Annotated in this window: 17 protein-coding genes; 10 read left to right on the forward strand and 7 right to left on the reverse strand. The window is 36.7% G+C overall.

The features are described 5' to 3' along the window. Positions 1–16: 16 nt before the first annotated feature. Positions 17–370, reverse strand: coding sequence for a hypothetical protein (locus tag ABMA70_RS07225; RefSeq protein WP_103218895.1), 354 nt, complete (start codon positions 368–370; stop codon positions 17–19). A gap of 136 nt (positions 371–506) precedes the next feature. Beyond that, positions 507–3,077 (reverse strand): alanine--tRNA ligase, encoded by a 2,571-nt coding sequence (alaS, locus tag ABMA70_RS07230; RefSeq protein WP_103218894.1) that lies wholly within the window; start codon positions 3,075–3,077, stop codon positions 507–509. Between the two features lie 232 nt (positions 3,078–3,309). On the opposite strand from alaS, the gene ABMA70_RS07235 reads away from it, so the two are divergent. The 8 genes from ABMA70_RS07235 to ABMA70_RS07270 all read left to right on the forward strand — a co-directional run bounded on the left by ABMA70_RS07235 (position 3,310) and on the right by ABMA70_RS07270 (position 11,556). Next, on the forward strand, positions 3,310–4,893 hold the full coding sequence (locus ABMA70_RS07235; RefSeq protein WP_392990744.1) for a phosphoenolpyruvate carboxykinase (ATP): 1,584 nt from the start codon (positions 3,310–3,312) through the stop codon (positions 4,891–4,893). Further along, the gene (locus ABMA70_RS07240) at positions 4,893–5,429 is read left to right on the forward strand and encodes a CopD family protein (RefSeq protein ID WP_103218892.1); all 537 of its coding nucleotides are present in this window, start codon (positions 4,893–4,895) and stop codon (positions 5,427–5,429) included. The genes ABMA70_RS07235 and ABMA70_RS07240 overlap by 1 nt, the downstream gene beginning before the upstream one ends. Then, a complete protein-coding gene (locus tag ABMA70_RS07245; RefSeq protein ID WP_103218891.1) occupies positions 5,429–5,674 on the forward strand; it encodes a DUF1653 domain-containing protein in 246 nt (81 codons plus the stop codon). Before ABMA70_RS07240 ends, ABMA70_RS07245 begins: the two co-directional genes overlap by 1 nt. After that, the gene (locus ABMA70_RS07250; RefSeq protein WP_392990742.1) at positions 5,671–6,465 is read left to right on the forward strand and encodes a 2-oxo acid dehydrogenase subunit E2; all 795 of its coding nucleotides are present in this window, start codon (positions 5,671–5,673) and stop codon (positions 6,463–6,465) included. The genes ABMA70_RS07245 and ABMA70_RS07250 overlap by 4 nt, the downstream gene beginning before the upstream one ends. An 83-nt stretch (positions 6,466–6,548) precedes the next feature. Continuing rightward, positions 6,549–8,402, forward strand: a complete 1,854-nt coding sequence (locus ABMA70_RS07255; RefSeq protein ID WP_392990740.1) for a phospholipase D-like domain-containing protein — start codon at positions 6,549–6,551, stop codon at positions 8,400–8,402. Positions 8,403–8,443: 41 nt separating this feature from the next. Then, positions 8,444–8,998, forward strand: a complete 555-nt coding sequence (locus ABMA70_RS07260) for a hypothetical protein (RefSeq protein ID WP_392990738.1) — start codon at positions 8,444–8,446, stop codon at positions 8,996–8,998. A 94-nt stretch (positions 8,999–9,092) separates the two neighbouring features. Continuing rightward, entirely contained in the window at positions 9,093–10,184 is a 1,092-nt protein-coding gene (locus ABMA70_RS07265; protein WP_392990736.1) for a hypothetical protein, read from the forward strand. A 1-nt stretch (position 10,185) separates the two neighbouring features. Beyond that, positions 10,186–11,556 carry a hypothetical protein gene (locus ABMA70_RS07270; protein ID WP_392990735.1) on the forward strand — a complete coding sequence of 457 codons (1,371 nt, stop codon included), beginning with the start codon at positions 10,186–10,188 and terminating at the stop codon, positions 11,554–11,556. Here ABMA70_RS07270 and ABMA70_RS07275 read toward each other — a convergent pair whose 3' ends face one another. Beyond that, entirely contained in the window at positions 11,557–13,293 is a 1,737-nt protein-coding gene (locus ABMA70_RS07275; protein ID WP_103218885.1) for an ABC-F family ATP-binding cassette domain-containing protein, read from the reverse strand. 65 nt (positions 13,294–13,358) lie between these two features. Here ABMA70_RS07275 and typA point away from each other — a divergent pair, with 65 nt between their 5' ends. Together typA and ABMA70_RS07285 are read left to right on the forward strand one after the other, a co-directional pair. Beyond that, positions 13,359–15,200 carry a translational GTPase TypA gene (gene typA / locus ABMA70_RS07280; RefSeq protein WP_103218884.1) on the forward strand — a complete coding sequence of 614 codons (1,842 nt, stop codon included), beginning with the start codon at positions 13,359–13,361 and terminating at the stop codon, positions 15,198–15,200. Between the two features lie 224 nt (positions 15,201–15,424). Continuing rightward, positions 15,425–16,126: a response regulator transcription factor gene (locus ABMA70_RS07285; RefSeq protein ID WP_103218883.1), complete on the forward strand. Its 702-nt coding sequence runs from the start codon at positions 15,425–15,427 to the stop codon at positions 16,124–16,126. Here ABMA70_RS07285 and ABMA70_RS07290 read toward each other — a convergent pair. The 4 genes from ABMA70_RS07290 to ABMA70_RS07305 all read right to left on the reverse strand — a co-directional run bounded on the left by ABMA70_RS07290 (position 16,115) and on the right by ABMA70_RS07305 (position 21,026). Then, complete coding sequence (locus ABMA70_RS07290) at positions 16,115–17,182, reverse strand: glycosyltransferase (RefSeq protein WP_158246928.1); 1,068 nt, start codon at positions 17,180–17,182, stop codon at positions 16,115–16,117. The two genes, ABMA70_RS07285 and ABMA70_RS07290, sit on opposite strands and share 12 nt — an antisense overlap. Positions 17,183–17,189: 7 nt before the next feature. Beyond that, positions 17,190–18,347: an NAD(P)/FAD-dependent oxidoreductase gene (locus tag ABMA70_RS07295; RefSeq protein ID WP_392990732.1), complete on the reverse strand. Its 1,158-nt coding sequence runs from the start codon at positions 18,345–18,347 to the stop codon at positions 17,190–17,192. A 4-nt stretch (positions 18,348–18,351) separates the two neighbouring features. Then, on the reverse strand, positions 18,352–20,163 hold the full coding sequence (locus tag ABMA70_RS07300; protein WP_392990730.1) for a DEAD/DEAH box helicase: 1,812 nt from the start codon (positions 20,161–20,163) through the stop codon (positions 18,352–18,354). A 170-nt stretch (positions 20,164–20,333) separates the two neighbouring features. Next, entirely contained in the window at positions 20,334–21,026 is a 693-nt protein-coding gene (locus ABMA70_RS07305) for a hypothetical protein (protein ID WP_103218879.1), read from the reverse strand. Positions 21,027–21,058: the final 32 nt, after the last annotated feature.

A 21,058-nucleotide genomic window follows, 5' to 3' on the forward strand; every position in this document is an offset into this window, starting at 1 on the left:
GTTAATTATGAACAGGTTATGCAGAGATTTTATTGAATCGATGAACAATTCCGTCAAAACGATCTTTGATCACTTTTAGACGTAGTTCATTCTTTTGAGGAAAACGACCAATTCCCTTACTAAGTAGATTGATTTCGGCTTGGACAAAGCGCTTCTTTAAGTTAGTTTTTCTAATTCCTTTCAATTTCCCAAGGTAATTGATATTTGAAGAAGTCATATCACTCATTTTTAGAATAATAGACTTTTCAACAATCTCTCTCTTTTCTTCGATTTCGGCAGCATCAAGATGATTCTCAATGATTTCAAGTTGCATTGTTAAACGACGAAGCTCACGAGAAAGAGCATCTGTAGGTAAATTGGTTTTAATCACGTCTACACTCCATAAATTTAAGACAAATTCTTTATACATCAGAATTTGTTTCTAACGACTATGGAGTGAAATTAAGTATAGGGATGTTAGGAAATTAGACACAGGTTTGTCGAACCTGTGTCTATTATAGAAATCTTTATAAACTTTCAATAAATTCAAGCACTTGAGCCCCAGAGTTTACATCTGGTGCACCACCTTGAGCAAAGTTAGGGCGTCCGCCACCACGTCCAGCGACAGGCTCTAGGATCTTCTTTAAGAAGTCCCCTGCCTTAACATCAGAGTTAGACCATACAAATGATTTCATCCCCTTATCATCCTTCGAAATGAGGCAGATAAGCTGTACTTCACCCTTGTTGATCATATTATCACCAATTTCTTTAACCGCTTTAGCATCAGCATCCAAAGTAGCAGCAAATAGCTTAAACCCTTCATAGTCACGCTTAACTTCTTTGATAAAGTCAGTTGATCCATTTTGAGCTGCTTTAGCACTCGCTTCCTTGATCTTCTTTTTCATCTCTGCACGAAGATCCTTAATACGAGCTGGAACCTCTTGAGGTTTCGTACTAAGTTCTTTTGCCGCAGCATTAAGTAGTGCCGTTCTTTCCTGCATCACACGAACTGCTTCAGTTCCTGTTACGGCCTCAATACGACGAATACCTTTTGCAACAGAAGTTTCCTGAGTAATTACGAAAAGACCAATATCACCTGTGCGTCCTACGTGAGTCCCACCACAAAGTTCAACACTTTCCTTTCCGAATGCAATTACGCGAACATCGCTATCGTATTTTTCACCAAATAATGCCATCGCACCATTATCAATAGCTTCTTCGTATGAACAAAGCTTTGTTGTACGTGAATCATTTTGCATAATCCACTTATTTACTAAAGCCTCTACTTTAATCAGTTCTTCGTTAGATACTGCTTGAGGGTTTTGAAAGTCAAAGCGTAGACGCTCTGAAGTTACCATTGAACCCTTTTGAATCGCATGCTTTCCAATCACTTCGTGAAGAGCAGCATGTAGTAAGTGAGTCGCAGAGTGGTTTCTCATTGAAGCTTTTCTATTTTCACCATCAACTACCAACTCAATCTTTTCACCTGTTTCAATTTCACCAGAAATAATCTTAGCGATATGAACATGAGTATTTTTTACTTTCATTGTATCGATAATCTGAAGCTCACCAGTAGATGTTCTAGCAGTTCCGATATCACCGGCTTGTCCACCAGACTCACCATAGAATGGTGTTTCTTTTGTCGCAAAGTAGATTTCATCTTCAGTACGGTAAATTTTTAAAATTTCACTATCTGTCTCAAGAGAGTCATATCCAGTAAACTCAGTATCAGCTACTTCGATAAACTCAAGTTCAATTCTCTCCTGGTCTGCACCAACAGAGCTCTTGCGAGAAATTACACGAGAAGCTTTTCTGTGAGCTTCGTAACACTCGTTATATTCAATTTCAGCAAATTCAATTTTCTTTGAAGCAAGCTCAGCTTTAATTACTTCTAAAGGAAGTCCATGAGTTGTTACAAGTTCAAATGCAACATGCCCTGGAAATAGTTCTTTTGATTTAGAGTTTGTTGATAGCTCTTCTTCAATTTTCTTTAGACCATTTTCAACGATTGGAACGAACTCATTAATTTCTTGTTCCATATTATAGATGATTGCTTCACGAGCTGACTTAAGCTGTGGGTAGTAATCACCAAGCATCTCAATTGTTTTTTGAATGTGCTTATTAAAGTTAGGTTTCACACCTCTTGAAATACAAGCGGCGACACACTTACGAATAAGACGACGTGGAATATATCCTTGTCCTTCGTTTCCAGGCATAACACCTTCAGCAAGAATCATAATACTTGCACGCATGTGATCTGAAATCATACGCTCAGTTTGAATATCTGTATTCTTACCTAAAAGCTCTTTTGAAAATGCCATAAGCGGTGCGAGTAAATCAGTTTCATAAACAGAATCGCAACCATTCATAACCATTGCAAGTCTCTCAAGTCCAGAACCTGTATCAACCGACTTAAGTGGTAGAGGCTCAAATGTCCCGTCTTTTTGCTTGTTAAGCTCCATGAAAACACCGGCATTCCAAATTTCAATGTAACGACTTACATCATCAAAATGTCCACCCGGCTTATACTCAGGCCCATACTCTGCACCTGTGTCATAGAATACTTCAGTACATGGTCCACATGGCCCATGGTCCCCTGCCGGTCCCCAGAAATTATCTTCACCAAGAACGACAATATGATCCTCAGGAACACCACACTTCTTCCAAGCCTCAATAGACTCAGTATCTGGTTTAATCCCTAGATCATCATTTCCACCATAAACAGTGAAGTAAAGTCTCTTTGGATCGAAGTCTAGTTCATGAACTAGTAAGTCGTAAGCAAGCTTACATGCTTTTTCTTTGTAATAGTCACCTATTGACCAAGAACCGAGCATTTCAAAAATTGTTAAGTGGTGACGGTCACCAACATCATCAATATCTTTTGTACGAATACATGGTTGATAATTTGCTAGCCTTGGAGATGGAGGAGTCTCTTTTCCAAGAAAATAATTCTTTAACGGGGCCATCCCAGAGTTGATAAAAAGTAGTGTCGGGTCGTTTTGAGGAACGATTGAAGATGCACTAATTTTTAAGTGATCCATCTTTTCAAAGTAATCTAGGAATCTCTCTCTAATCTCGCGAGATGATAATGGCTGCATATTTTCTTCCTTATAATTCAAAGCACAACTAAGTGCATCATATCTATTGTGTATAAGTCCCCAAAATATACTATAAAATCGTTATTCCGACTACTTCTTAGCGTTAAAAAATATGAGCTGAATTAGGATAAAAATGGTTATCAATACAGGTTAAAAAGCATATATTTAGTGGCATAAAAGAACTAATAACAAGAACTATTATGGACTGTAAAAAACGAACCGGAGATGATGTATGACGCAATTTTATACAGACATGGGAATTAACATGGAGCGACCAAATAATAAGATATTTGTAAACTCTGCAAGAAGCTTTTTAATTCAAGAAACAGTAGCTCGTGGCATTGGAAAGCTAACTAAAGACGGTGCTCTAGTAGTTGAGACAGGAAAGCATACGGGGCGCAGCGCCAATGACCGTTATATCGTTCGCGATGAAACAACAGAAAATACAATCTGGTGGGACAATAATTTTAAGGCCATGACACCGGAGACTTTTGCAAAGTTAAAGTCACATATAACTAATTACCTAAATGAAGATCGTGATCTTTTCATTACTGAAAGAAGCGTTGGTGCTGACGAAGTTCACAACCTTGGTGCAAGACTTGTAACAACTAATCCTAATCATGCACTTTTCTCAACTCACCTATTTCGTGAAAAGATGAGAGACTTTAATGAAAATGATTTTACGATTCTTCACGCTCCAGAACTTCAACTGGATCCAGCTGAATTTGATTTAAGATCAGAGACTGCAATTGTAACTTGTATCAAATCTAAAATTACAATTATTGCAGGAACACTTTATGCGGGTGAAATTAAGAAGAGTATGTTTGCAGCGATGAACTATCTTCTACCTGAGTCGAATATTATGCCAACTCACTCAGGGGCATCTCGCCTTGATAACGGTGAAGTTTCAATCTTCTTTGGTCTTTCGGGAACAGGAAAAACAACTCTTTCAACAGATGTTGGTACTTATCTAATTGGTGATGATGAGCACGGAATTAGTGAAGCGGGTACTTTCAATTTTGAGGGTGGATGCTATGCTAAAACTTATAAGCTTTCTCAAGAAGGTGAACCAGAAATTTACGCGGCTTCAAATCGCTTCGGATCACTTCTTGAAAACGTTGTTCTAGACGAGAATACTGGACTTGTTGATTTCTATGATAAGTCACTTTCTGAGAATGGACGTGCTTCATATCCTTTAGAGTTCATCGATGAACTTGAAAAGACTTCACGTGGTGATATTCCTAAACACGTATTCTTCTTATCTGCTGATGCCTTTGGTGTTTTACCTCCAGTTGCAAAACTGACAAAAGAACAAGCGATGTTCTACTTTGTTCTAGGTTACACAGCGAAGCTTGCTGGAACAGAAATTGGAGTAAAAGAGCCAACGGCCACTTTCTCATCTTGTTTTGGAGCTCCTTTCATGCTTCGTCATCCAAGTGAATACGCAAAACTTCTTGGTGAGTATATTGACAAGCTAGGCTTTAATGTTTGGATGGTGAACACTGGTTGGACTGGTGGTGCATATGGTACTGGACAACGTTTCCCTCTAAATATTACAAGACAGATTATTCGTAACATCCAAGCTAATAATCTACATAACGTTGAAACTGAACAAGACCCTATCTTTGGTCTAAATATTCCAAAAGTTGTGGGAGAAATTCCAAGTACAATTTTAAATCCTCAAAAATCGTGGGAAGATCATGATGCTTATACAACTAAGGCGCAAGAGCTTGCCGTTAGCTTCCATAAGCAAATGAGTACATTCGGTAATTTCTATGAAGAAAATATCGCTGGTGCTCCAACATTTGGAAAATAATGAGTTACGAGTATTTAAAAGCACTACATTTAATTAGTATCGTTTGTTGGTTCGCAGGACTTTTTTATATTGTCCGCCTCTTTATCTATCATACAGAGGCCCAAGATAAGAGCGACAGTGAACGAGATATTTTAAGTGCTCAGTTTAAAATTATGTCTCGCAGGCTATGGTATGGAATTACCTGGCCTGCTTGTATTGCTACAGTGATCTTTGGCGCTTCATTGGTTTATACAACTTACTGGCCAATGAAAGGACACTACTGGCTACATTTAAAATTAACACTAGTTGTTTTACTGCTAATGTACCAATTTAAATGTCATAAGATTTTTAAAGCACTTCAAAATGACAATTTTCCTCATACCGCAAAATTCTTACGTATATGGAATGAAGTTGCGACACTCTTCCTTTTTGCGATTGTCTTTCTTGCTGTAATAAAAAGTTTAGAAGGAATTCTCTACGGAGTTGGCGGAATTATTGCTTTAGGAGTTGTTCTTATGGCGGCAATAAAATTTTATAGAAAAGTAAGGAAGGACTAATGAGTAAGATCGTCAAAGGTGGGTTATACCAACACTACAAAGGTATGAATTATATCGTTCATGATATTGTTCGCCATTCGGAAACATTAGAAGAGTTAGTCTACTACGAATGTCTATATGAGAATGATCTTGGAAAACTCTGGGTTCGTCCTCTAGAGATGTTTATTGAATCTATTGTTATTGATGGAGTTGAAACTCCTCGTTTCAAATACATTGGTGATCAGAAGGCAAATTCTCGCTTATGAGACATATTAAACTTACTAAGGTCAAACGCCTTTCTTCTTGGCGCAAAGTTTCTATGAATACATGGAAAACGCCTGTTGATCCTTCGACATTTGGCCTTTTAAAATTTGATGCGACTAATTTCAAAAAATACACAAAAGATAAAGGAGTAACTCCTACCCATCTTTTCACAAAAATAATTGCACAAGTATTCCACGAAAACCCACAAATTAATCGAATGATTCGTGGCCCTCATCTTTATCAAAGAGAGAGTGTCGATATCTTTTTACAAGTCTCAGTAGATCATAGTGGAAAGGACCTTTCAGGAACAGTCATTAGGAATGCTGACAAGAAAAGTGTTTTTGATATCAAGAAAGAACTGATGAAAAGTGCGAATAATATTCGAAACGACAAAGATAAATCTTTTAAAAAAGTTAAAAAGGTTGTGGAGCTTATTCCTAACTTTCTTGCGAGACCTGCCCTTACACTACTAGACTTTGCTATGTATCGACTCAATCTTTACACGAAACTCTTCAGTGTAAAACGTGATCCATTTGGATCTTGTATGATTACAAGTGTTGGTAACTTTGGTGCTGAATTTGCATTTGCTCCAATTCCCACAATCTCTCACGTGCCAATTGTTTTGAGCTTATTTAAAGTCAAAGAAGAGGCCATCGTAGAAAAAGGTGAGATTATTGCCAGAGAAACATTAACTGTTGGAGCTACACTCGATCACAGAATCATTGATGGAGTCTATGCGAGCAAGATCATTGCCGGAATAAAGAAATACGTTGAGCACCCGCAACTACTCTAAATTACGTCTGTTTTCTTTTTAAACAGAACGGTAGTTATTTCAAAAATCAATATTTTTTCATTAATCCAACATAAAATATGAGCATGTCTCATATATTAGTAAGATCCATAAGATCTGCACTCATATTAACTTTGGCCACTAATGTCCTAGCGCTGCAAATTCCTTTTGTAGATCAAGACTATGTTATCAATCAGGCAAGTGCTGACAGAGCAACATACAGCTATAAGAGAGATGAGTATGGAAGGCTTGAGAATACAAAGTGGTATGAGCTGACTTGGCATCTCTTACAAGAAGATTACCAAACTGATTATGATGCCTATATAGAAAAGTATGGGGGCACAACTTTTAATGAAGCAAAGATCAATTACTACTCACAATTTAATTTTTCAAATGAGAATAGACATCATCTCGTAGATGTATACCCATTAAAAGAATGGGGTTTTTTAAATCATCCACCAATTAGAAAGAAAATAGCTAACCTATCTTTATTCTCAGAAGATTTTAAAAGGATTAATTTTAATACGATTGAACATTCCTTTTTTACATCAGCATTTCAAATAGAAATGGATAAGGTTTCAAAATCTCAACTTAGCTTTGGCAATAATGTAGAACTTCTTGAAAATCATTATTCATATAAAAAGAAACTAGAGCTTATTAAGAGCGCAAAGTCTGAGATCTTAATGTCGTCTTTGAGTTTTGTTTGCGACTCTTCTGTAAAGATACTAGTTAATGAGTTAATTAAAGCTCACCAAAGAGGCGTCAAGGTCTATATTATGGACGATAAAATGATGTCTAAAGCACTAGGACATAATGAATGTCCAAATAAGCTTAAAGATAAGGGTATTCAATTTATACGAGCAAATGATTTTTGGAAACATGAAGGACGTACAGTCTATCATCACAAGAAATTAGTCGTGGATGGAAAAATTGCTATCGTTGGCGGTCAAAATCAACTGAATGCTGACAATCTTTCCCAAGATACTGACTTCAAAAACAAAGATATTGATATCATGGTTCAAGGTCCCCTTGTCACCGATATTGCAATTGGCTTTCTAAAAGACTGGCAATATTTTAAGAAAAAAAATACTCGAAATATTAGAGGAAGAAACGGCGCTATCATCAGACACACTGGTAAGAATATCGCAAACCTAGAAAAGGAACTCGACTTTTACCTCACAAGACTAGAATGGGAAGAAAAGAATGAGCTGAGAGGGCAAGGACAATATGACAAAATATTAAATAATAAAGACACAAGAATGAAGGGAGTCTGTCGTTTTATACAACAGTCACCTTATGAATATCGAACAAATATTGGTGATGCCTACCTCCTTGCACTTAATTATACAAATACATACCTAGGAGTTATGGATCCGATTCGTTCAGATACATACTATAATTCAGTATTTAAAGATGCTCCTTTAATAGAGAAGTTTGATACATTTAAGATGTTTAAAAAATTACATCAAAAAGTAGAAGAGCTTCAAAAGAGCGGCATATCTCTAGACTTCATTACGACAGGTACTGATATGACTGGTAATGAGATTATTGACATAAAGAATGAAGAAATAAAAGAATTACTACTTAATGAAACACTTAGTGATAAATCACTACAGAAAAAAATCAGAAAAAAACTCAAAAGTATAAAAAAGTGGAATGACTATTTTGGAGAGGCCCATTTCTCTAATCTTTTAAAAGATTATGCTAGATTTGACTCAACTCGAGTCTGGTTACATCTGAGTTTTCTGCATTCTAAAGTATTTTATTTTGATAGAATATTATCAAGTATTGGAAGCTATAACTTCCAACACAACGCTACAGATCACTCTTATGAAAATACTCTGCTTTGCTTAGATAAAGACTTAAATAATGCTTTGGACGAAGTATTTGTAAGAGATATGGCAAACTCAGTTCCACTTAAATTTAATAATTTAGAATAAATTCCGATGAGCTACTTAGGAAACTTTTCTTAGGTGGTAATATGAGACTTAAAATTGTCTTAAAATCTTCATTAGTCATTTTATTTGCATTTGCAATTCACGCTTCTGAAATGAAGATAAAGCTTAACAAAAGCTTTTTTCCTAAGAAAGAAATTACAATAGATGCAGATTCTCCTGATAGAATTATTGTTGAATATGACCTACTTTACTATATTAGTGACGGCTGTGCCGCAGATGTCATTACTTCATATAAGTTAGGAGGTTGTCCACGTAAGAAATACAAAACACTTAGAAAAGAAAGTAAATACATAATCGAGCTAGAGGATTCAAGTGCAAGAAAAGGTAAAGGGCCACAAACTATTAGACTTTCAGTAAAACAAGAAGAAAAAGACTCATATGATATTGTACCAGTTATCACTATTCTAGATGGTAATGAAGACCAAATTAAGATTGAAGATCCTTGGTTTAGTGCGACGAAAGTTACTTTAAAATCACGTGATCGTGTTATCAACCAATCTCAAAGTAATCAAAAAAGTGAAGTTGAAAACAACCAGTCTAATCGTAAAAACAACAATGTGAAATCACATAATCAATAAGAATTTTAAATACTTAGATTAGAACGCTTTTGCTCAAGTAATTGCCCCTCATTACCGATAAGAATTGAGTAATGAGAGAAAGGGAATTATCGTAATGATTTATTCAAAGAAAAAAATTTTAAAACTATGTAGTCTCATAGCACCGCTACTCTTTTCAAATCCTTTGTTTGCAAATGATGACAAAATTGTAGATCAAATTATTGAAGGTCATGAATTCTACGAAGCAAGTGTTCATGGCTCTAAGATCAATATTCTTGAGTCTGATGCATATAAGAAGGCTTTTACTGATCATTTAAAAGCTCGCTTAACTGAAGTAATTATGGAAAAGGCCGATCCTCTCTTACAAGAGGAAAAAGCTTTAATGGATAAAATAGCTAAAGGTGATAGTTCTGTAAGTACTAGAGATAGCTTAAGTAATGTACGTGCAAGATTAGATATCTATCGTGATCGCGAAGAAGTTAGAAAAATCTATCGAGAAGTCAAAGAGATCGAAGTAAATAAAGAAAGTAATTATTGCTACGATAGCTCTCAAGCTACACTTAGAATTGTTTCAGGTGGAGAGATGACGATTCGTTGTATTACGAATGAAAGTGCTCGCAATATTGTAAAAGTTGCCCTTTTAAATCCAAAAGATCGCGGAGCTATTGAAGTTAAGACGTCATCTGCGACAAAACCAGAGCCTGTTGAGATTGATACTCAAACACCTGAGATCGAAAGAAAATTTTATTTTTGTTACGAAAGAACAAAAAACATTTTAGCAAAAGAAAGTAACTGCCGTCCCAAAAGGCTAAAGCTTTCCGAAGATGAGCTTGAAAAAGTTGGACGTAGCAACTGTTATCCTATCGATCAAAGTTATAGGTATAAACCAGAAGACGGATTTACTCCAACGGCCAAGCTTTATGGTAAATGTCGAGATGAGATATGTACAAATGAAGACGAGCAAATTGACTTTGCAAAATTCGAACTTATATCATTCTCACAAGAAGATCCAAAACAGTGTATCAATGACAATTCAAAATCTAGAGTTTGTGCTCAAACTTATAAATGTAAAAATCAAACTTATCAGATCACATGTGAATTTAATGATGAAGAATCAATTGGAGATAACTCTTGTCATGTGAAATCCATTTCAAATTCTACAATTGAGAATAAGTGTAGTGTTATTGAATTAGGAACGGAGGTATAAGATGAAATATTTAATTTCTGTTCTATTCACTATTACTTCATTTTTTAACACGTATGCTTTCACAGTACCAACAGTATACAATACAGGTAAGTTAATTAATATTACGAAAGAACACTATTTAATCCAAACTAAGTCGAAAAAATATATAAAGGTGAAACCATTTTTAAACAATCCTAAAGTAGGGATTCAGGTAACCTACCCTATTTCAACGACCGACATTGCTGTATCAGATAACTATATTTATCAACAAGCTTTAAAAATGTTACCGCAAAGTGAATACACATCGGATATTATCGAAGCTTATTTGAAGACACTTGCTGAGGTTTCACGAAATGGACTCTACAAGGTTGAAAGTACAAATGGTGGAAAATATTCATTTAACTTTGTCATCGATATGCTAATCCCAACAGCTTGCGCTGAAGGGCAAGAATGTAACAATATGTGCTACTTTGGTGGTTGGGCATCAACGAGAAAAGGTAGCTATTGTCAGGCTCCTTGGAAAGTTTCTGGTTTAGATAAAGTTCAAAGTGTTGATTCAGTAGTTTATACTAATAGTTATAGTTGTGGTGGAAAAAACCTATTTCGCTGTAATCCGAAAATTTTTGGTGGCTATGACTCTAGTCTCGACCCACTACCATTTGTAGCTACAAAAAACTCAAAAAGAAATAGCGAAGCCGGAATTTGTATTAAAGTCTCACCTTCATATGCTTATGCGACTTCTCAATGTCTAGAAGCTTCTGCAAAAGTTCCTAATTTCAAAGAGTCTTTGAAAGAGCGCTATAATAACAATAAAGAAACATTTGAAAAAATCATTGATAATGTAAATTGTTTTTGTGAAGCAAAGAGTACACCTAAAAAGGCATTTAGCTGTAATGCTCTAAAAGAGAGGCTTGCAACAATTTTTGAAAAGCCTGAGCAACCAGAAATTCCTAAAGTAGAGGAAAAAGAACCAGAGCCTACACCAGAAGCTATTCCAGTAATTCCACGTGATGACGACGGAAGAGAGAAAGCAATTCCTCGAGAAGCAGATGGTGGCGATGAAGAAAAATTTGTTCCTGTACAGGTAGAAGTCGAACAAGAAGAGGAGCTTCTTCCTGATGATTTAATCTATTACAATTGTAACTTTGATTCGAATGAAAAATTATTTGAAGGAAAGAATGCTAATTGCTCAAATAAGGGAGTGTGTCTTAAGAAGTTAATCTGCGAAGCCCACTCTGAAAAGCAAAAGAAGTTCGATATTAAATCTAAACTTCTTGCATACTGTCCTTGTGATGAAAATGATGCCACTCAATGTGCCAATGCGAAAGCCGACAAGGCCATTCGTACAAGTGCTCCTGATTCGTCTAACTCATCATCAGCACAAGAACAATAATTATAGTAACTCTAGTAACTCATCGATTTTTGCATTAACTAGTTCAAGCTCATGGCCTGCGCTAGTTATTGCATCGGTGTCACCCGCCGCTGAAGCATTCTGAATTTTCTCTTCTAAAACAGACTGATACTTTTCTAATGTTTCAATCTGGGCCATGATCTCTTCTTCTTTATATTTATTTCCTGATACCTTAGGCTCTTCTTTTTTTACTGGTTCTACTTTTATCGGAGCAGGCTTTTCTTTTATTGGCTTTACATCTTCTTCCCAACCAATTTTTTCAAGAAATTCGTCATAAGTCCCCTCAAAGAACTCGGCACCATCTTTTCTAAAGATTACAAGTTTGTTAACACAAGAGCGCAGAAGATCCTCATTGTGAGTTACAATCAAGCATGCACCCTCATAGTCATTGATCGCTTCACCTAGAGACTCAATACTCTCCATATCTAAGTGGTTTGTTGGTTCATCTAGAAAAAGTAAGTTTGTTTTCTTTGCCAGAATTTTTCCAAGCATAACCCTAGCTTTTTCTCCACCAGATAAAACAGAAATTCTCTTGTCTGAATCTTCACCAGTAAAAAGCATAGTTCCGGCAATTGCCTTTACTCTCGTAATAGGTAGTTCCGTATTAACTTCTTGGATTTCTTGAGCAATTGTATTCTCTGCATGAAGACGTTTCACATTTGTTTGACCAAAGTGTCCTAGGGCAAGACTTGGGTGTTCCCAAATCTCTCCTGTTCTCTGTTTAAGCTCATGAGAGAGAACATTGAGAAGAGTCGACTTACCTTTACCATTTTTTCCAATAATCCCAATTCGATCTTCACGGTCTACTTCAAAACTCACACCAGAAAATAAATTCTCTTCATCATAACCAAAGCTCAAATCATTAACCTTCATGATTTGCTTACCTGGGCATGAAACGTGATTAAAAGAAAAATCAAGATCAGCTATCTTTTCTAGTTGCTTCATATCTTGCATCTTTTCAATTGCCTTTAAACGCGACTGAGCTTGAGATGCACCTCTGGCACTTACACGGTACTTATCCACGTAATCCATCATATGCTTTATTTTCTTCTCTTGATTCACACGAGTTTGTTCATAAATAATCTCATCTTGCTCAAGCTGCTCGTAGTACTTCTTTGTTGGCCCTTTTATTTTTCTAAGCTTTCCACGATGAACACCCATCGTATGAGTCGTTACCGAATCCATAAATGAACGATCGTGAGTAATGATAATTACTTCACCTTGGAAGGTTCTTAGAAATGAACGAAGCCACTGAAGTGAGACGATATCAAGGTAATTTGTTGGCTCATCTAATAAGAGGCAGTTCGGCTCAGTAAGAAGAGTTTTGACGAGATTAATTCGTATCTGATAACCACCTGAAAAACTCTGGGGACTTTTCACAAAATCTTCATCAGAAAAGCCTAGTCCAGTTAAGAGTTTTTCTGCTCGGTAAGTTTCATATTCAAACTCAGGCCCTAGTGCTGACATACACTCGGCCAAGACAGTCTCATGCGAGAAGTGAATATGTTGATCTAAGGTACCGATTTTATAAGACTTTGGAATCTTTACTTCGCCACTATCATAGGACTCGATCCCCATAATGACCTTAAATAAAGTCGATTTACCAGTACCGTTTCGTCCCACTAGGCCTATTCTTTCACCCATATTGAGTGAGAACGTCACTTCTTCAAAAAGCGTTCGGCCACCAAAAGATTTAGTTACATTTACAAGCTGAATCATATATATTGTGTAGCAAATAAATTCATTAATAGAAAGCAGATTAGACAGACAAGAAAGGGCACACAATGAGTCAATTTGAGAAATTAAAAAACATCGCAGTAGTTGCGCACGTTGACCACGGTAAAACAACCATGGTTGATGAAATCCTTAAGCAATCAAACACTTTTGACGAACGCGCTGAAGTTGAAGAGAGAGTAATGGACTCTGGCGAAATCGAAAAAGAACGCGGGATTACAATTACAGCTAAAAACTGTTCTTTCTTTTACAAAGACACAAAAATTAACCTACTTGATACTCCAGGCCACGCGGACTTTGGTGGAGAAGTAGAAAGATCACTAATGATGGTAGATGGTGTACTACTTCTAGTTGACGCTTCAGAAGGGCCACTTCCACAAACTCGTTTTGTACTTAGAAAAGCTCTTTCAAGAGGACTAAAAGTTGCCGTTATTATCAATAAGGTTGACCGTCCAGACCAAAGAATTGAAGAAGTAAAAGGTGAATGTGAAGACCTACTTCTAGAAATCGCAACTGAACTTGAAGTTGAAGACTTTGATATTGATATCCCTTTTATCTACGCTTCTGCAAAGAATGGTTGGGCAGCAATGGAGCCAGGTGTAGTAAGGGAGGATATGATTCCGGTACTGGATTTCATGGTTTCAGACTACTTCCCAGAACCAAAACAAGACATCGATTCTCCTCTACAATTACTCGTTTCAAATCTTACATACTCAAAATTTCTAGGACAACAATTTGTTGGACGTATTCACCAAGGTACAATTGTTAAGAACCAACAATTTACTTGTATCGGTGATGGAAAATCTAAGAACTTCAAAGTTTCAAATATTCAAACTTACTCAGGACTTCAAACAGTTGAAGTTAACGAAGCTCACGCTGGAGAGATCGTTATTTGTGCTGGTATTGAAGAGGTTCATATTGGAGATACAATCACTCCAACTACTGCTCAAAACCCACTAGAAAGAATTGAAGTAGAGCCACCAACTGTTGCGGTTAACGTTTCTGTTTCAACTTCTCCAATGAGTGGTCAAGAAGGTGAATACCTAACTTCAAGAAAGCTTGAAGAATTCTTACAAGATGCTTGTCGTCTAAACGTTGCTCTTCAATATGAAGGAACTGACGATGCAAAAGTATACAAACTAAAAGGTCGTGGAGAGCTTCAAATCGCTATCGTTTTCGAAGAACTAAGACGTAAAGGTTTTGAGCTAATGGTTTCAAGACCAGAAGTACTTTTCCAAGATATCGATGGCCAGAAGCACGAGCCATATGAGTTAGCAGTTCTTGATGTACCAGATGATTTTACTGGTGTTGTAACTGAAAAACTTTCAATCAGAAAAGGAATCATGTCTTCAATGATGCCAATCGGTGAAGGTCGTACAAGAATTGAATTCGAAATTCCATCACGTGGTCTAATCGGTTACCGTGGTGCTTTCATGACAGATACTCGTGGAGAAGGGATCCTTTCAACAGAATTCCTAGGTTACCGTCCATTTGCAGGTGAAATGCTTGCTCGTCAAAATGGTGCCATCATTTCAGATAGAGCTGGTAAAGTTACTGGATACGCTGTCTTCAACCTACTTAACAACGGTGAGTTCTTTGTTGAGCCAGGTGATATGGTTTACGAAGGGATGGTTATCGGTGAAAGTAAAAAAGAAAACGATGCCAACGTTAACATTTGTCGTGGGAAACAACTAACTTCAGTTCGTACTGCAGGTAAAGATGAAAACATCATTCTTCCACCAGTAAGACCAAGAACTCTAGAGTGGGCACTTGACTGGATTGATAACGATGAATGGGTAGAAGTAACTCCTCAAAATATCCGTATTAGAAAGAAAGAGCTTGCTGCTAATAAACGTTCAGTTGTTAGAAAAGAAAAGAAGAGCAAGGACTAATTGCCAATTAAAAAGCTTAAAATACCCAATATAGGCCCCTAGACAAGAACTAGGGGCTTTTTTTTTCCACAATTACGAACTCTTAAGTACCTATAATTAAAGAAATTATCTAAATAATTCCAAAACGACGCATCGAGCATATATTTATCTTATTGACGAGCATATGAACCAACCTTTAAAATCAATACGTTATAGTTCAAAACTAAAGAACGAGAAGTTGAATCATGTCAAAAATTTTAAAGGCCCAGAAGCCACACGTAACAATCGTTGACGATGACAGCGATAACTTAGAAAACTACCAAGATCTTCTAGAAGATGAGTTTGATTTAGAACTTATTCAAAATCCTCTCGAGCTTCTAAGTTTCTTGAACACAAACAAGACAGACATTATGGTGCTGGATCTTCACATGCCGGAAGTAAATGGTTTCGAACTATTTAGTAAGGCCAGAGAACTTGCTCCGCGTACTCCTGTAATTTTCTTAACTGGTGACCCATCAGAAGAAGCCTGTGTTAAGGGACTTGAAATTGGAGCACAAGACTTTATTGTTAAGCCAGTAACTATTAATGAACTAGTGGCCCGTATTAAAAATAAAGTAGAAGCAAAGAAGAATAAGCATCGTCGTAAAAAGAAGAATGAAATCAACTTTGAAGATCATAATTTCTCAATCAATCTCGATCAGCAAAATGTTGTTCTAGAAGGGAAAGAAATTAAACTTACGACAACTGAGTATAAAATCATCACTCTATTAGCTTCAAACCCTAACAAAATATTCTCAAGAGATCATATCTCTCAAGTTGTTTGGGCCGATAGTGATGTTAACTCACAAAATATTGATACTCACCTATCAAACCTAAGAAGAAAGATTAAGCCTTTCTCAAACTACATCAAGACAATTAAGTCTCGTGGTGTACTTCTAAGACTGTAATATTTCTTTTAATATAATCTCACTCGCATGCTCCCTATCCTGAGGGATAGCATGTGATGGGATATTTTTTATTTCTTCTAATAAGTCACAACGACCAAACTCATCTTCAGTAATTACGATAGAACCTAAGAGGCGGTTTGCTTCCATCGCATTGTGATATTGCTCGTTCTTTTGTGCAATTTTTAATGGAATATAAAGACTAGGTTTACCAATTGCAATCAACTCAGCAACTGTTCCTGCGCCAGAGCGTGAAATAATGTACTTTGCTGCCTTCATTAGATCAGGCATTTCATCACCTAAGAAAGCGACTGGAAAATAGCGACTACTTTCAAGAGATTTATACTCCTCAATATACTGACTTCCAACTTGATGTATAACGACAAATTGTTTCGTTAACGGACCTAAGTTTTCTTTAATTTTATCATTCAATAATTTCGAACCATTTCCACCACCAGTAATGAAAAATATTGGCGCATCTGAATCCTTAAGCTCAATACCTTTGAAAGTACGAGTCTTTAGTTGAGTTGTTTTAAACTCATCTCTTACAGGGTATCCAGAATATCGAACGATCTTTTGAGGAAAATATTTTAAAGAATCTTTGAAACTAACGAACACACGATGAGCAAATAATGATGCAATTTTATTAGCAAGCCCTACTCGTGACGTTTGCTCATGAACAATAATTTTATAACCAAGAAGTTTACCTGCAACAACAGTTGGGACACTAACAAATCCCCCCATCGATACAATAGTATTTGCACGTAAACGAATATGAGCAAGATAATAAAAGCATTGAATTAGTCCGATCATTAGACGAAAAATATCTGTAATATTTTGCCAATCGAGATATCTTCTAAGCTTCCCTGTTGAAACACCAATATAGCGATCAACCTTACCTTTCGTTAACTTTGACTCAATTCCAGTATATGAACCAATATAGTAAATCCTAACAGAATCTTCTTTTAACTTATCAATTAAAGTTAGAGCAGGAACAACATGTCCACCACTTCCACCACCAGTAAATACAACAGCTTTTTCTTTCTTCTTATTTCTCATAGAGAAATTATACATATTTTGCGGCTACATAGCCAGAGGACCAGGCCCATTGGAAGTTATATCCTCCAAGAAGTCCTGTAACATCAAGAACTTCACCAACAAAGTAAAGATTCTTTTGCAATCGACTCTCCATTGTTTTGGAGCTTACCTGATTTGTATCCACACCACCTCTTGTAACCTCGGCCTTACGATAGCCTTCGGTTCCATTAGGGACAAAAGTCCAGTGATGCATTACTTCTATTAGCTTTTCTTTTTGTGCTCCAGAAAGTTCTGCACAATTTCTATTTAAGGGAAGATCGTGCTGGGCCAACCAAAGCTCAACAAAACGACTTGGTAAATGTCCCTTTAAAGCATTAACTAGATTTTTCTTCTTATGTTCTTTAAGAATTTCGTAAAGATCACTCTTAGGTAAGAAATTAATCTTAACCTCGTCCTTAATATTCCAATAAAGTGATGCTTTTAAAATCGATGGACCACTTAGACCCTTATGAGTCCATAAGATATTTTCAAGAAACTTCTTACTTCCTACCTTCACCTCTGATTCAATAGCAATACCTGCTAAATTTGCATTCACTTTGTCTAAAGTAAAAGGCACTAGTGCAGGTGTCGTCTCGATTAATTTATGACCAAATTTTTTCGCCACACGATAGCCGATATCAGTTGCTCCAAGTCCAGGAAATGAAAGACCTCCTGTTGCAAGAACAAGAGTTTCACTTAAAAATTCAGTACCATCAGATAAAGTGACTTTATATTCTTCTTCATGCTCAACATCAACAACACGACTATTAACTCTTAGCTCACAATTTTTAGGTACAGACTTCAGTAGTGCTTCTAAAATTCCACGTGACTTTTGATCACAAAATAGCTGACCTAACGTCTTTTCTGTATAAGTTAAATTGTATTCAGATATAAAAGAGATAAAATCCCAATTTGTATATTGGCTTAATGCTGACTTACAGAAATGAGGATTATTAGAAACATAGAAATTTGGAGTGACGTCAAGATTCGTAAAGTTACAGCGCCCGCCTCCAGAGACAAGAATCTTCTTTCCAGGGCCTTTTGCACCTTCAAGAATTAAAACACTTCTTCCTCTTTTGGCAGCATGAATGCCGCAGAATAAACCTGCGGCACCAGCACCAATGATTATGACATCATATTTTTTCATTTAATTAGATTTGGCTACGAGAGTTTCCTCTATTTCCGTTTGAGCGCCCAGTGCTGCTACGACGGTTTCCAAAACCACCACGGCCACCTCTTTCAGAGCGTCCACCACGATCTCCACCGCGTCCGCCACGGTCACCGCCACGGCTAAAACGACCACCGCGATCACCACTGCGTCCACCATCACGAGAACGTTCTTTAGTTGCTTCAAATCTTAGTTTCTTGTTACCGATGAATACTTGTTCTTCACCGTTGATTAGAAGCTTTCCACTTTCAATTGGAATATCAATGAAAGAGAACTTATCTTTAAGCTGAACGTTACGGATCTTTCTTTGATCAATTTTAAGCTCACCTGCAATTGCATCTAAGAAAGAAGCAATTTGAGCACCGTCATCACGTCCGTAGTTTACGAAACAACGAATATTACCACGGTTATCTGCTCTAACTTCACCACGTGCACCACGCTCACCTCTTTCACCTCTTTGCTTAGGCTCCATATCGATGATTGGATTCATTTCAAAACGCTTCAGATTGTCAGCAAATAGTGACATATACATTGCTCTAAGAACTTGCTCTTTTTCAAGATGATCAAAGTTCTCAGCAAAGATGCTAAAGCTATCGTCTAAAGAATCATCTCCCTCAAGTTCTTCAAAAATCTCCTCAAAGTGGTTTAGCTTACGGCGAACCATAGCTCCTTTAAGAGTATCAACTGAAGGAATTCTTTCTCTTTCAATTTTAGCTTTTGTTAGTCTTTCTAGTGCAGAAATCTTTCTAATTTCACTTGGTGAAACGACAGAAAGAGCTAGACCTTTTTGACCCGCGCGTCCTGTACGACCAATACGGTGTACATAAGACTCTAGATCTTGCGGAAGTCCATAGTTGAATACGTGAGTTAGGTGATCAACATCAATCCCACGAGCTGCAACGTCTGTACATACAAGAAGCTTTACTTTCTTATCTTTAAACTTTCTCATCGTTACATCACGATGTTTCTGATCCATATCTCCGTGAAGAGAATCCGCAAGGTAACCTCTAAGGTTTAGTTCATCACAAAGAGAGCTTGCTTCAAGCTTTGTCTTTGTAAAGATGATCCCGTAGTAATCCTCAACAGCATCAAGAAGACGACAAACCGCTTCTCTCATATTTTGATCACGTACAAGGTAGAACTTTTGCGTAATATTATCATTCGAAAGAGTTTTCTTTTGAACTCTAACAATTTCTGGTTCATCAAGATAATTCTTAATTAAATCAAGAATTGCAGGTGGCATTGTTGCTGAGAACATCCACGTTTTCTTATTTTCAGCTTGAGCAAGAATTTCCTTAACATCATCAAGGAATCCCATGTCTAGCATCTCATCAGCTTCATCAAGTACTGCATACTTAACTTTTTCAAGCTTTAGAACACCACGATTAATTAGATCAAGAACACGTCCTGGCGTACCAACAACAATTTGCGGCTTAATTTTCTTTAGGTTTCTGATTTGGTTATCAATTGCAGTACCACCGTAAACCGACATCGTCTTTACAGTTTCAAATGTTGAAAACTTTTTAATTTCATCGTTGATTTGGTTAGCAAGCTCTCTTGTAGGTGAAAGAATAATTGCTTGAATATTCTTTTCACTTCCATCAATACGATGAAGAAGTGGAAGAGAGAAAGCAGCAGTCTTACCTGTCCCAGTTTGGGCCTGACCAACAAAGTCAGTGTCTTTTTCAATTAATAATGGAATAGCTTGAGACTGGATATCTGTTGCCGATTCGAACCCTCTATCTTCGAGTGCACGAAGCAGCGATTCCTTAAGTGGAATTTCGTTAAAATTCAATTTTGACTCCTTAAACGCAAGCCTAGAATGCAGGCCACGGATGTTTGCTCGATCTTGAGCTGAAATAATGACTAGTGACCGTCATTTATAAATAGGCGTATTTTCTTAATTTCCGGGACTCTAACACGCTAGACGCTGTGTTTCAAGGGCCATGGAAATAATACAATTGTTCAATTTTTAATTGTATTGAACTCATCTCTCAAATTTTTGGCCATGTTACTAAAAAATGTTGAAACCGTGATGGATTTATTAAGTAACCAATGGTCAGTGCTACACGTAAATGTGTACGTATAACGTGTCCTGCCTCCAGCGGCCGGCATTATGTAATAAACCCCACCAGATGTTTGCATCACACTGTTATTACTAAGGGGAGACGAGATATAACTCTTTGAAAGCTTGTCATCCATCATCTCCATCGTAATTTTAAAGCCATCCATATAGCGATAAACACGTATCAAATCATTATATGTATAAAGGCCACGATTATAGGATCTACGCTTAACGACAAAGCGCTTGATTTCATTTTTATCGAGTTTTTTTATTTTGAGATCATTTACAATGACAGACTCAATTAATGAGTCACTAGAAAATGGACATTTTTTAAATTTATTTGAGAGAGTGCGTTTATCACTAAGTTCATTATTACAACGTTTATCAAAGGCCAAGACTGTGTCTAAGACAGTATTTACAGGTAGAGCTAGAACATCACTAATGGTTCCTTGATAGAAACGAATTCCATCTTTCTTTCCCGAAATCATAGCGACATCGAATTCTTTCGATTTTACACGATGATCAATATCAAATTTTTTAATATTGATGGCATATGCTGAAACCGCAAAAAATATAAGAATAAGAGTCTTCATGCCTTTTATTTACCATCATTTGAAAATTTGGG

It is taken from the genome of Halobacteriovorax sp. XZX-3 (assembly GCF_043196495.1).
In the GTDB taxonomy this organism is placed as follows: Bacteria; Bdellovibrionota; Bacteriovoracia; order Bacteriovoracales; family Bacteriovoracaceae; genus Halobacteriovorax_A.